At 37.6% G+C, this 13999-nt stretch carries 11 protein-coding genes; all 11 read left to right on the top strand.

The genetic code is table 11. From position 1 onward, the window contains the following. The first annotated feature begins 25 nt into the window (after positions 1-25). Positions 26-1087, top strand: coding sequence for a glycosyltransferase family 4 protein (locus PGQ95_RS23885; protein ID WP_213316820.1), 1062 nt, complete (start codon positions 26-28; stop codon positions 1085-1087). Positions 1088-1116: 29 nt separating this feature from the next. After that, on the top strand, positions 1117-2538 hold the full coding sequence (locus PGQ95_RS23880) for a mannose-1-phosphate guanylyltransferase/mannose-6-phosphate isomerase (protein WP_213316821.1): 1422 nt from the start codon (positions 1117-1119) through the stop codon (positions 2536-2538). A gap of 16 nt (positions 2539-2554) precedes the next feature. Continuing rightward, on the top strand, positions 2555-3931 hold the full coding sequence (cpsG, locus tag PGQ95_RS23875) for a phosphomannomutase CpsG (protein WP_213316822.1): 1377 nt from the start codon (positions 2555-2557) through the stop codon (positions 3929-3931). A gap of 71 nt (positions 3932-4002) precedes the next feature. Continuing rightward, positions 4003-5157, top strand: a complete 1155-nt coding sequence (locus PGQ95_RS23870) for a glycosyltransferase family 4 protein (RefSeq protein ID WP_087860452.1) — start codon at positions 4003-4005, stop codon at positions 5155-5157. Between the two features lie 42 nt (positions 5158-5199). Next, on the top strand, positions 5200-5883 hold the full coding sequence (locus PGQ95_RS23865) for a cytidylyltransferase domain-containing protein (RefSeq protein ID WP_213316823.1): 684 nt from the start codon (positions 5200-5202) through the stop codon (positions 5881-5883). 10 nt (positions 5884-5893) lie between these two features. Then, positions 5894-8134, top strand: a complete 2241-nt coding sequence (locus PGQ95_RS23860) for an N-acetylneuraminate synthase family protein (RefSeq protein WP_213316824.1) — start codon at positions 5894-5896, stop codon at positions 8132-8134. Beyond that, positions 8134-9384 carry a lipopolysaccharide biosynthesis protein gene (locus PGQ95_RS23855; protein ID WP_213316825.1) on the top strand — a complete coding sequence of 417 codons (1251 nt, stop codon included), beginning with the start codon at positions 8134-8136 and terminating at the stop codon, positions 9382-9384. Before PGQ95_RS23860 ends, PGQ95_RS23855 begins: the two co-directional genes overlap by 1 nt. Next, complete coding sequence (locus PGQ95_RS23850; RefSeq protein WP_087860455.1) at positions 9374-9880, top strand: acyltransferase; 507 nt, start codon at positions 9374-9376, stop codon at positions 9878-9880. Before PGQ95_RS23855 ends, PGQ95_RS23850 begins: the two co-directional genes overlap by 11 nt. A gap of 14 nt (positions 9881-9894) precedes the next feature. After that, positions 9895-10899 (top strand): hypothetical protein, encoded by a 1005-nt coding sequence (locus PGQ95_RS23845; protein WP_213316826.1) that lies wholly within the window; start codon positions 9895-9897, stop codon positions 10897-10899. Between the two features lie 154 nt (positions 10900-11053). Further along, positions 11054-12460, top strand: a complete 1407-nt coding sequence (gene gndA / locus PGQ95_RS23840; protein WP_213316827.1) for an NADP-dependent phosphogluconate dehydrogenase — start codon at positions 11054-11056, stop codon at positions 12458-12460. A gap of 199 nt (positions 12461-12659) precedes the next feature. Further along, on the top strand, positions 12660-13826 hold the full coding sequence (gene ugd, locus PGQ95_RS23835) for a UDP-glucose 6-dehydrogenase (protein ID WP_087860458.1): 1167 nt from the start codon (positions 12660-12662) through the stop codon (positions 13824-13826). Positions 13827-13999: the final 173 nt, after the last annotated feature.

The raw sequence follows: 13999 nt of genomic DNA, 5'->3' as shown, positions 1-13999 counted from the left end.
TTTTTTGAATAGAATTGAGGATGTGATGGCTGAAAAGATATTTATTAATGGACGATTCCTCACGCAGCATATGACAGGGGTTCAACGTTTTGCCGTAGAAATAGCGAAGCAGTTAGTCGCTAAACAAGACAATATATTTATTGTTGTGCCAGATCTTCAAAAGATTATTGACCTTACAATGCATAAAAAGTTTAACATTGTAGAGGCCAAAGGTGGAGATGGACATTTTTGGGAGCAAATAACGCTACCCTTATTTTTGAAAAAAAACGGAAGTCCATTGTTGATTAACTTGACAAATACTGCCCCTGCATTTTACAAAAATCAAGTTGTCACGCACCATGATGTCACCTATGTCAGATATCCGGATAGCTATCCGTTGCGTTTCAGATTACTATATAAGACATTAACGCCACTTTTCTTTAACAACGCTAAGAAAATAATTACAGTTAGCGAATTTTCTAAAAATGAAATAGCTGAAGTATATAAAATCAATAAGTCGAAGATTGAGGTTGTTTATAACGCAGTTAAAGAAGATTTTATTATAGATACTTCTTCGTCAAAAATAACGCAGAAAAATAAATATATTCTTGCGGTATCATCTCAGAATTATCATAAGAACTTCCATGGCTTGATTGAGGCATTTGAACATGCTGCACTTGACTATAATTTAAAAATTATTGGGCATAAGGCAAAGGCATTTGCATCAGTGGATTTAACAAAAGAAAATCAGCGTATAGAGTATCTTGGACGAGTTTCCGATGAAGAATTAATTGATCTTTATAGAAATGCATCAGCATTTATCTTTCCTTCATTATATGAAGGTTTTGGAATACCTCCGTTAGAGGCTCAAGCCTGCGGTTGCCCTGTAATATCATCTAAATCAGCTTCAATGAAGGAAGTTTTAAGGGATAGCGCAATATTCTTTGATCCTGAAAACTGCGCTGATATTTGTAATGCCATGACGACTGTTTTAAATGATACTGATTTACAGAAAGATTTGATTGAGCGAGGGTTTAATAACGTCAAAAGATTCTCTTGGGAAAATTCTGCAAGCATTTTATTAAAAATTGTTGAAGATAATCGTTGATTACTTAGTTTAGAAGATTCGAGGTAAATATGATTCTCCCTGTGGTTATGGCAGGTGGTACTGGAAGTCGTTTGTGGCCAATGTCCAGAGAACGCTATCCGAAACAGTTTCTCCGTTTGCATGGAGAAAATTCTATGCTTCAAGAAACGGTCTCTCGTCTTGAGGGATTAAATGTAAGTGAACCTCTGGTTATCTGTAATGAACAACATCGATTCCTGGTCGCTGAGCAGTTGCGACAGATCAATCAGCTCTCAAATAATATTATATTAGAGCCTGTGGGCAGAAATACTGCTCCAGCTATTGCCTTGGCTGCTTTGAGTGCAGCTACGAAAAATAATGATGATCCTTTACTTTTAGTTCTTGCTGCCGATCATGTGATCAATAATAAAGTTGCCTTCCATGATGCAATTAAAGTTGCGATTCCACATGCTAACCAAGGTAAGTTAGTTACTTTTGGGATTGTACCAACTGGGCCGGAGACCGGTTATGGTTACATAAAGCGTGGCGAAGTTGTTGCTGATCTTGACGAGCCAGCTTATGGAGTCAAAGGTTTTGTGGAGAAACCTGATCTAAAGACTGCTACCGAATACTTAGACAGCGGGGAATATTATTGGAATAGTGGTATGTTCTTATTCCGTGCTAAAAGTTATCTGGATGAGTTAGCTCAATATCGTCCTGATATTTATGAAGCATGTAAGAGTGCAATGGCTGGTCTTGAACCTGACTCACAACAAGATTTTATCCGTGTTGATGAGGAAGCCTTCACCGCTTGCCCGGATGAGTCAGTAGACTATGCTGTAATGGAGCGAACAACTGCGGCAGTAGTCGTCCCTCTTGATGCTGGCTGGAATGATGTTGGTTCCTGGTCCGCATTGTGGGATGTGAATAATAAAGACACGACTGGCAATGTTATTAATGGCGACGTATATGCTCATAATACTTCTAATTGCTATATTAACACTGAAGAACAACTGGTCGCTGCTGTAGGGGTTGAGGATTTAGTTATTGTAAGTACGAAAGATGCAGTTCTTGTCATTAATAAATCAAAAGTTCAAGATGTCAAAAAAGTCGTTGAATATCTTAAGAAATGTAGTAGAAGGGAATATCGTTTACACCGTGAATCGTATAGTCCCTGGGGCAAAAGTGATCAAGTAGTAAGCGCCCCTCGTTATCAAATCAACAAGGTTACAGTTAAACCTGGTGGAAAATTTTCCTTACAAATGCATCACCATCGTGCTGAACATTGGGTCGTGCTGGCCGGAACTGCACAAGTTACATTAAATGAAAAAATCTATTTGCTAACTGAAAACCAATCGACATTTATCCCTATTGGATCGCAGCATATGCTGGAAAATCCAGGGAAAATTCCATTGGAGTTACTTGAGATTCAATCAGGTTCCTATTTAGGCGAAGATGATATTATTCGCATCAAAGATCATTACGGACAATAGACAGAGTATTTAACCTATGGCTACTAATTTAAAATGTTTTAAAGCGTACGATATTCGGGGTAAATTAGGTGATGAGCTCAATGAAGATATCGCGTATCGAATTGGACGCGCTTATGGTGAATATCTAAAACCTAAAGATATGGTCTTGGGTGGTGACGTTCGGTTGACCAGCGAGTCATTAAAACTAGCATTGGCCAGAGGATTGCAAGATGCAGGAACTAATGTCTTAGATATCGGTCTGGCTGGAACGGAAGAGATCTACTTTGCGACGTCGTATTTACAGGTTGATGGGGGAATAGAAGTTACAGCAAGCCATAATCCTATCGATTATAACGGTATGAAACTGGTTCGCGAGCAGTCAAAGCCTATTAGTGGTGATACAGGGCTTAAAGATATTCAACGCCTGGCAGAGAAAAATGAATTTACTGAGGTTGACTTAAAAAACCGAGGTAGTTATCGTAAAGTTTCGACGATTAATGAATACACAGAAAAGCTATTGAGCTTTGTAAATCCAGAAAACTTTAATAAACCACTGAAGTTAGCCATCAACTCTGGAAATGGTGCCGCAGGTCATGTTATTGATGCTCTTGAAGAGCGCTTTAAGAGACTGCAACTCCCAATTGAAATTATTAAGATTCACCATGAGCCTGATGGCTCATTTCCGCATGGGATTCCAAACCCATTACTTCCTGAATGTAGAAAAGATACTACTGAGGCAGTTATTAAGCATAAAGCTGACATGGGGATTGCTTTCGATGGTGATTTCGACCGTTGTTTCTTATTTGATGAGAAAGGTAATTTTGTCGAAGGATACTATATTGTCGGCTTATTAGCAGATGCATTCCTTGAGAAAAACCCTGGAGCGAAAATTATTCATGATCCTAGACTAAGTTGGAATACTATAGATATTGTCGAAAAATCCGGCGGTATTCCAATAATGTCCAAAACTGGACACGCATTCATCAAAGAACGAATGCGCTCCGAGGATGCAATTTATGGTGGCGAAATGAGTGCTCACCATTACTTCCGTGATTTTGCATATTGTGACAGTGGTATGATACCGTGGCTGCTTGTCGCTGAGTTAGTTTGCGTAAAAAATCAGTCTCTAGGAGATCTGGTTAATGATCGAGTTATTGCATATCCTGCATCCGGAGAAATAAATAGTAAACTTGAAAATGCATCAGCTGCAATTGAGAGAGTACTCAAAGTATTCGAGCCAAAAGCTTTAAAGATCGATTACACAGATGGTATTAGTCTTGAATTTTCTGATTGGCGCTTTAATTTACGGAGTTCAAATACAGAACCTGTTGTACGCTTAAATGTTGAGTCTCGTAATAATATTAAGCTTATGGAAGATAAGACTGCTGAAATATTAAAACTGCTACGAGCGTAATAGTACAAATAAAGAGGGTACATGCCCTCTTTGAAACTATTAATGCATTGCTATATACTACGGGTATCCTAATGTCTAAAGATTTTGATGTTGGCATTGTTGGTGACTGGTTTGTTACCTATGCAGGTTCAGAGAAAGTTGTTGCAGAATTACTAAAAATTTATCAAGATGCGAGTTTATATGCAGTGGTTGATTTTCTTTCAGCTGAAAACAAATCACTATTTAATAATAAGGAAATAAAAACAACATTTATTCAAAAGTTACCTCGAGCAAAAAAAAACTATCAGAAATACTTGCCTTTTATGCCTTTAGCAATTGAGCAATTAGATGTTTCAAAACATAATATTATTATCTCAAGTAGTCATGCAGTTGCTAAGGGTATATTAACTGGGCCTGATCAATTACATATAAGTTATGTCCACTCACCGATTCGCTATGCTTGGGACCTCCAACATCAATATTTACTAGGGGCTGGGTTAGATAAAGGTTTTAAAAGCTTATTAGCTCGCTGGTTGTTACATAAAATGAGATTATGGGATTATCGAACATCAAATGGTGTTGATCATTTCATTGCAAATTCACATTTTATCGCACGACGCATTAAAAAAGTATACGGACGCAATGCTGATGTAATATACCCCCCTGTTGATGTACATAATTTTACTTTATCTGAAAATAAAAAAGATTATTACATAACAGCATCTCGGCTTGTACCTTATAAAAGAATTGATCTTATAGTTGAGTCTTTTAGCCAAATGCCAGATAAACAATTAATTGTTATCGGTGATGGTCCCGAGATGGAAAAAATAAAATCTAAAGCTAAAGGGAATATTGAACTCCTTGGTTATACTGAATTTAGTAAGCTATGCGAAATGATGCAAGGTGCCAAAGCATTTGTATTTGCTGCAGAAGAAGATTTCGGTATTGCACCAGTTGAAGCAATGGCTTGTGGAACACCAGTTATTGCTTTTGGCAAAGGTGGAGTGACTGAGTCGGTTGTTCCTCTCGGATATGAACAGCCGACAGGAGTTTTCTTCAATGAGCAAACCGTCCCCTCAGTGATTGAGGCGGTGAAATTATTCGAAAATAATTATGATCAATTCTCACCACAGAATTGCCGATTGAGAGCTGAGATGTTTTCGGCTGAACGGTTTAAATCTGAGATTGAAAGTTATATTTCAGATAAATGGCAGTTGTTTAATGACGCCAAAAAAGTATTGTACTAAGATAGTATGTCTCATGGTTGTAAATAACTTAAAGGTATTATTATGAGTAACTTAGCAATAATTCCGGCTCGAGGTGGTTCGAAGGGGATTCCGGGAAAAAATATAAAAAATATAGCTGGAAAACCTCTTATTGCCTGGAGTATTGAACATGCTCTTAATTCTGATGCGATAGACCGTGTTATTGTAAGTACCGATGCTGAGGATATCGCTGAGATAGCTTTAAAATATGGTGCAGAAGTCCCTTTTTTAAGACCAGCTGAACTTGCGAATGATACAGCAGCAACGGAGCCTAGCTTAATACACTGCATCAACTGGTTAGCTGAGAACGAAAATTATACGCCTGAATATACAGTATTATTACAGGCTACTTCGCCAGTTCGTTATGCTGATACAATTGACCGAGCATTTGCTCGCTTAAAAGAGAAGCAGGCAGACTCATTACTCACAGTATGTGAGTTTTGGCACTTCCTTTGGGAGAATAACGAAAATCCGAAGGCATATTATGATTTTCTCAATCGTCCTCGCAGACAAGACATTAAGCCCGAGAGTATAAAGTTAAAAGAAAACGGATCCATATACATAACTGATACTAGCGTATTACTGAAGACAGGGAATAGACTAGGTGGAAAAGTTTCCTCTTTGATCATGAGCGAAGAGGAAAGTTTTGAGATTGATACCCAAATGGATTGGGATATTGTTGAACTTATTTTAAAAAAATATATTTGAGGGTGCTAGAATGTTAATTCAAAATAAAATTTCTGATTTTCTCGTCTTCGAAACTGAATCGGTCCTGAAAGCATTAGAAAAGATAAATCAGAACAAAAATCGTATTGTTTTTATCGTGAATGAAAACGGTAAGTTATGTGGTTCTTTTTCGGATGGTGATTTTCGTCGCTGGATAACTAATGGGGTATTTGATTTTAGTATCGAAATTGCAGAAGTAATGAATAAAGATTTTGTGTCTAAACGTGTAGATAGTCCACGCAAAGATATTGAATCTCTATTCCATAATGGCGTAAATGTCATCCCTTTAACCGACGAATATCGTCGCTTTGTTGCTGTTGCTATACAAGGCGAAAAAGGGATTGTAATAGGCAAACATATTATCTCTGACAATACTCCCTCATATCTCATTGCTGAGATTGGTAACAATCATAATGGCGATATTAAACTAGCTAAGCATCTTGTTGATTTGGCAGTAGAGGCTAATGCTGATTGTGTAAAATTCCAAATGAGAGATCTTGGTCAGCTATATAAGGGCGGGGAAGAGAAAGATAAATCTGCTGATCTTGGAGCCCAGTATACCCATGATTTATTAAGCCGCTTCCAGTTACGTAATGATGAGTTAATCGAAGTCTTTGATTACTGCAAGTCAAAAGGGCTCACACCGATGTGTACGCCATGGGATCTCAACAGCCTTGCAATTCTTGAAGAGTATGGCATGGAAGCATATAAAGTTGCATCCGCAGATTTTACCAATCATGAAATGCTTGAAGCTTTAGCTGCTACAGGTAAGCCACTTATTTGCTCCACTGGTATGTGCACTGAGAGTGAGATTAAAAAATCAGTGGATTTATTGAAATCACTAGGTGCTGAGTTTGTTATTCTGCATTGTAATTCAACCTACCCAACACCATTCAAAGATGTAAACCTTTCGTACCTAAAAAGATTACAAAATATAACAAATGGGATTATTGGATATTCCGGACATGAACGAGGTATTTCTGTTCCCATTGCTGCTGTTGCTCTTGGAGCGAAAGTTATCGAAAAACACTTTACCATTGATAAGGGTATGGAAGGGAACGACCATAAAGTATCCCTGTTACCTAATGAATTTGCTGATATGGTAAGTAAAATTCGCGAAGTTGAAGAGGCTATGGGCAATGGCGGTGAAAGGATGATCACCCAAGGTGAAATGATAAATCGTGAGAACTTGGCTAAGAGTTTAATTATTAACCAATCGTTAAAGCGTGGCCAAATTATCACGCGTGAAATGATTGAAATTAAGAGCCCGGGACAAGGTCTACAACCTCTTTATATTGATCAGTTAATTGGACGTAGTGCAATCCGTGATTTTGACAAAGGTGATTTTTTCTATGAGTCCGATCTTAATGATGCACCAATTGAAGCTCGGAATTATCACTTTAACAGGCCATTTGGTATACCTGTTCGCTATCATGACTATGCAAAATTGAAGAACAAGTCAAATCTGGACTTTGTTGAATTTCATTTGAGCTACCAGGATCTTGAGCTCGACTTGAATGACTTTTTCTCCGGTGAAGAGAATATTGGCTTTGCAGTTCACAGCCCCGAACTATTTGTAAATGACCATATTTTAGACTTGGCATCAGCAGATGCAGCATACAGAGAAAAGTCTATTAACTATTTAAACCGTGTGTGTGACATTACTCGTAGTTTAAAAGCCTTTTTCCCTAAAACGGAAAAACCCGTTATCGTTGTCAACGCCGGCGGCTTTAATACCACTGGTTTTTTACCTCGCGAATCACGTGCTGCGCTCTATGAGCGTGTAGCTGATGCGCTTAAACAGGTTGATCAAGATGGTGTAGAAATTATCATTCAGACAATGCCTCCGTTCCCATGGCACTTTGGCGGTCAGAGCTATCATAACCTTTTTGTTGATGGTTCCGAGATTGCAAAATTCTGTGGCGAAAATGGGTATCGTATTTGTCTCGATACATCGCACTCTATGATGGCTTGCAACTATTATGGCTGGGATCTTCATGACTTTACTTTAGAGGTTGGTAAATATACTGCACACATGCATATTGTTGATGCTCTGGGTGTAGATGGTGAAGGTGTCCAGATTGGTAAAGGCGATGTTGATTTTGAAATTCTTGCTCGTGATTTAAATCAGACAGCCGCGGGTATTCAGTTTATTCCCGAAGTATGGCAGGGCCACAAAAATAGTGGAGAAGGTTTCTGGCACGCACTTGATTTCCTGGAAAAATATCTCTAATGAAGAAACTTGCTGGCGCAGCGTTGCTGTCGGTAGGGGACATTTTGGGGAAGCTGATTGGCTTCCTCATCCTTCCATATTTAACGTCCAGAATGGGTACTGTCGAATATGGTATACTTACCCTCTATCTTTCATTTATTCAAATACTCATTATTCTAATATCATTTAGCGGTCAGGGGTTACTTCCTGTTAAGTTCATACAGGAGAGCGAAACTGCTGGATTGATTTTTAGACGCGATAACATAAATTTAGGCATTGTCATATCGATCTTCTTGTTCTTAATTTCGTTACTGATAAAACCTTTCCTCCATTTCTCTATTTCAGCATATGATCTTTTTTGGATTATATTTGCAGCATTAGTGCAGGCAGTCAATGTTATCAATTTATCTCATTTAAGGATTAGTCAGACATATAGAATTGCAACAATTGGGCAATTTGCTCTCTCAGTTATGAACGTGGTATTTACAGTTATACTCTTTACTGTCTTGACCGGTTCTGCGATTAACCGATTGATTGCTGTATCATTCTCTTTTTTATTTGTACAGTTATTATATTCATTTTTCATCTATTCAAAGCTAAAGATTGACAATTCGAAAACTACTTTGTCATTAGTCTGTAGGTATAAGGAGATATTCTTGTATGGAGTATCTTTATGGCCGCATCATGGTAGTTATTGGATTAAATCGACTATAGATAGATTTTTCATTGCCCATTACCTTAGTGTATCAATTGTCGGTGTCTACGGGTTAGCGTTACAGCTATCTTCTATTCTTATGTTGTTTTTTACTGTCATTAATCAAGCCTGCCAGCCATTTATTTATCGCTATCTCAATTCGGGTGAGTTTAAAAAGGTCAGAAAGGTTCAATTGGGTTACGCAATTATAGTATTGTTTTCGGCGATGGCTTATTCTATTATTTTGCCAATTGTATTTCCTTGGCTGTTCAACTCAAAGTTCAATGATGCATTAAAATATTTTACTTATTTAATGCCGGGAACAGTTTTTATGTGTATATATTATATTTATACACATGCGTTGTTTTTTTATAAAAGGAATAAAAAAATATCATTGATCACCGCGAGTTCTATGATAGTACATCTATTAGGGATCTTAATCGTAGTCAATACAAATATCTCTGTAGAGTATTTTTGTGTTGTATATGCGATTTCAAGTGGATTTGCTTGTGGCGCAACAATTTTATTTTGTAATAAACAACTCAAAGAGGTAGCCAATAATAAGTATGTTGCATAGACTGAGATTAGCTATTAGAAAAATCGCACGTTCCTTTTACACTAAAAAAGTAATAAAGAGCGCGGCAAAAACTGGGGTTGGAATTAAAGTTAATTTTAAGACTGTTGTTAATAAAAATACTACTCTCGGAAATAATTTCAACTCAAATGGTTTGATCATAATAGGTCGAGGAAAGGTTTCTATAGGTGATAATTTTCATTGTGGCTTAGGTTGTTATATAATTACAGAAAATCATAATCATAAAGGCGAAAAAATACCTTATGATTCGACATATATTGTAAAAGATACTGTCATTGGTGATAATGTTTGGCTGGGTATAAATGTAACTATTTTACCCGGTGTTACAATAGGAGAGGGCGTCATAGTTCAAGCAGGGAGTGTTGTGGTAAACGATGTCCCCCCTTTATCTATTGTTGGTGGCCATCCAGCGAAAGTTTTTTCGCATCGAGATGCGGAACATTACTTCCAGCTTAAAGATAATAAACAATTCCACTAACATGAGGTCTTGCGTTGAAATATTTAGCTTATATTGAATCTCCGCTTCAAGCATTTAATTTAATGGAGTATGTAAATAATAATGACATAACAGTTGATTTATTGGTAATTAACAAGAAAAGTGCAGTGTCAAACCTAAATTATTCTCAAATATGTTATGTCCTTAAATATTTCAAATATCGAGAAGTTATCTCTACAGATATAGAGTCAAATCGTCATAATATAGCTAAAATTAAAGAGTTTGCGAAATCAATTCCATCCCTTGGGAGTGAACCTGTGTCGTTAATTGGGGGGGAGTACAGATCGCTTATTTTTTGGTTTATTGCAGGACAGTATAAAAAAAGGAAGTTATTTATTCTTGATGATGGGACTGCAACCTTACGGTTAAATCGGCGTACCAGGTCATTCAAGCACTTTATTCGTGATAAGATATATGGTTTTCTTGGTTGTGTCGATAATTTTGTTGAACCTATAAACTTCATTTCCGTTTATCCTATAGCAGATAAAATATCATTAAATGATAGTGTTGTGACCCATCAATATAATTATTTTAGGCATCTTACAAATAGTTTTTCCAACGAAGAGAATACGATTTATATCATTGGGGTTCCTTTGCTTGAAGCCGGTGTAATTACGGGTGATGATATTGCACTAACGCTATCTCTTATAGTTGATTTAGAATCTAAATATAAAAACGACTGTAAAAATTTAGTTTACATTCCGCACAGGCGCGAGCGCAAGGATAAAATTGATATCATTGGGCGGAAAGTTAATGTTAAATATCTGGAGTATCCATTCGAATTACTGCCGCTAGTCAGTGGAAATAATGTAAAACATATTGCAGGATTTTATTCATCACTTTTCGATAATATGGTCTCAATTTATGCTGAACAGCTAGTTGTTGATAGCTATTATGTGCCATCCGCCGTTGTGACCCCTGATTGGATTGATTTCGTTAAGAATGTTTATAATAATTATGAAAAATACGATTCGCAGACATTTAAGCTAAATAATTTGTAATAGATGCTTCTTTGACTATTCGGTATATTGCATTAATAATGCACAATTTAATAAGGCACTTAATGCTATACGCTCTTGAATGTTTGAGCTAACATAAGAATCACATCTAAACTGTGACCATCGTCGCAGTGACTTATCAAGACAGGAGTATGTAATGTCCAAGCAACAAATCGGGGTTGTCGGTATGGCTGTCATGGGGCGTAACTTAGCGCTTAACATTGAAAGCCGCGGTTATACCGTCTCCGTGTTTAACCGCTCCCGTGAAAAGACTGAAGAAGTGATTGCTGAAAATCCAGGCAAAAAGCTAGTTCCATACTTTACGGTCAAAGAGTTCGTCGATTCATTAGAGACGCCTCGACGTATTTTGTTGATGGTAAAAGCTGGCGCTGGTACTGACAGTGCAATCGACTCTCTTAAGCCTTACCTTGATAAGGGCGATATCATAATTGATGGCGGCAACACATTCTACCAGGATACGATCCGCCGCAACCGTGAACTTTCTGCCGAAGGATTTAATTTTATCGGCACTGGGGTTTCTGGTGGTGAGGAGGGGGCCCTCAAAGGGCCTTCGATTATGCCTGGCGGGCAGAAAGAGGCGTATGAGTTAGTTGCTCCTATTCTCAAACAAATCGCCGCTCTAGCTGAAGACGGTGAGCCTTGCGTCACATATATAGGTACTGATGGTGCAGGCCATTATGTGAAGATGGTGCATAATGGTATCGAGTATGGTGATATGCAACTCATTGCTGAAGCTTATGCCTTACTTAAATCGGGCCTTGCTCTCACTAATGAAGAACTTGCATCTACTTTCACTGAGTGGAATAAAGGTGAGTTAAATAGTTACCTTATTGATATCACGAAAGATATTTTCACTAAAAAAGATAATGAGGGTAATTATCTTGTAGATGTGATTCTTGATGAGGCCGCTAATAAAGGTACTGGAAAATGGACTAGCCAAAGTGCATTAGATCTTGGTGAACCCCTTTCTCTGATTACAGAATCTGTTTTTGCTCGCTATATTTCATCTCTCAAAGAGCAGAGAATTGCTGCCTCAAAAGTTTTAACTGGGCCTAAGCTTCAATTAGCAGCTGATAAAAAAGAGTTTATCGAGAAAGTGCGTAGAGCTCTTTATCTTGGTAAAATTGTATCGTATGCACAAGGTTTCTCACAACTGCGAGCAGCATCTGATGAAAATAATTGGAACCTTAACTACGGTGAGATTGCTAGAATTTTCCGTGCTGGATGTATCATCCGTGCTCAGTTCTTGCAAAAAATTACTGACGCATATGAGCACGATGCCGGTATTGCGAATTTATTATTAGCACCATATTTCAAGCAAATTGCTGCTGAATACCAGCAAGCATTGCGAGATGTAGTTGCTTATGCAGTACAGAATGGCATACCTGTTCCGACATTCTCAGCGGCTATTTCATATTATGATAGTTACCGTTCTGCAGTACTTCCTGCAAACCTTATTCAAGCGCAACGAGACTATTTTGGTGCTCATACTTATAAGCGTATTGATAAAGAAGGTGTGTTTCATACAGAATGGCTAGAGTAATCCACTTGCCAGGGTGACTTAAAGCCTCGATTCTAAACAGTCGAGGCTTTTCTTTGATTTTAATCAAAGCGTTTCCTCAATTTATTTTATAGACAATAATAACCATTGTCGTTTAAATATAAGGTTCAGATACATATACTTTAATTAACTAGTTTAATCTAATCTTACTGTCCACCTAACTATTTAAAAGTGTAATCGAATGAAAATTACTATCGCCGGTACAGGTTATGTTGGTCTTTCGAACGGGATTTTAATTGCTCAAAACCATGAGGTAGTTGCATTAGATATTGTTCAGTCTAAAGTTGACATGCTAAATGAAAAGATCTCTCCTATTGTGGATAATGAAATTCAAGATTTTTTATCTAATAAAAAATTGAATTTTAGTGCCACTACTGATAAGCAAAAAGCTTATCAGGATGCAGATTTTGTCATAATTGCGACTCCTACTGACTACGATCCCAAAACTAATTATTTTAATACTTCAAGTGTTGAAGCCGTCATCCAGGATGTTATTGATATTAACCCAAGTGCTGTAATGGTTATTAAGTCTACTATACCTGTAGGCTTTACTAATAGTATTAAAAAACGTTTTGGGATCGATAACATAATTTTTTCACCTGAGTTTTTGCGTGAGGGACGCGCTCTGTATGATAACCTACACCCATCACGCATTGTTGTAGGAGAGCGCTCAGCTCGTGCGGAGAGTTTTGCTAACTTATTAAAACAAGGTGCTGTCAAGCAGGACATTCCTACCTTGTTTACTGATTCTACAGAAGCTGAAGCAATAAAGTTGTTCGCTAATACTTACCTCGCACTTAGAGTTGCGTATTTTAATGAGTTGGATAGCTACGCAGAGAGCCAAGGCCTTAATAGTAAACAAATTATTGAGGGAGTTTGTCTTGATCCACGTATAGGAAACCATTACAACAATCCTTCATTCGGTTATGGCGGATATTGCCTTCCTAAGGATACTAAACAACTTCTTGCGAATTATGCCTCGGTTCCAAATAATATAATTGGTGCTATCGTTGATGCCAATAGAACTCGTAAAGATTTTATTGCAGATTCAATACTTGCACGCAAACCAAAGGTTGTTGGTGTCTATCGTTTGATAATGAAAAGTGGGTCTGATAATTTCCGTGCTTCTTCGATACAAGGTATAATGAAGCGCATAAAAGCTAAGGGGATTCCAGTAATAATTTATGAGCCAGTCATGAAAGAAACTGAGTTCTTTAATTCAAAAGTCGTGTCTGATCTTGAAGAGTTTAAACGTGAATCTGATGTGATCATTTCTAATAGAATGGCTGATGAATTAAGTGACGTTAGTGATAAGGTTTACACTCGTGATTTATTTGGAAATGACTAATTATTAATGGGAGTACCGGTAAACGCTTACCGGTACTTCTTTTTGTATATACTATTCATCAGTTGACCGCCTGACCGCCTGACCTTCTGACCTTCTGACCTTCTGACCTTCTGACCTTCTGACCTTCTGACCTTCTGACCTTCTGACCTTCTGACCTTCTGACCTTCTGACCT

The organism is Klebsiella sp. 141240 (assembly GCF_050600805.1).
Classification (GTDB): Bacteria; Pseudomonadota; Gammaproteobacteria; order Enterobacterales; family Enterobacteriaceae; genus Klebsiella; species Klebsiella aerogenes.
Note: the sequence above shows the minus strand (reverse complement) of the source record. Positions and strands in the feature narration are given on the sequence as shown.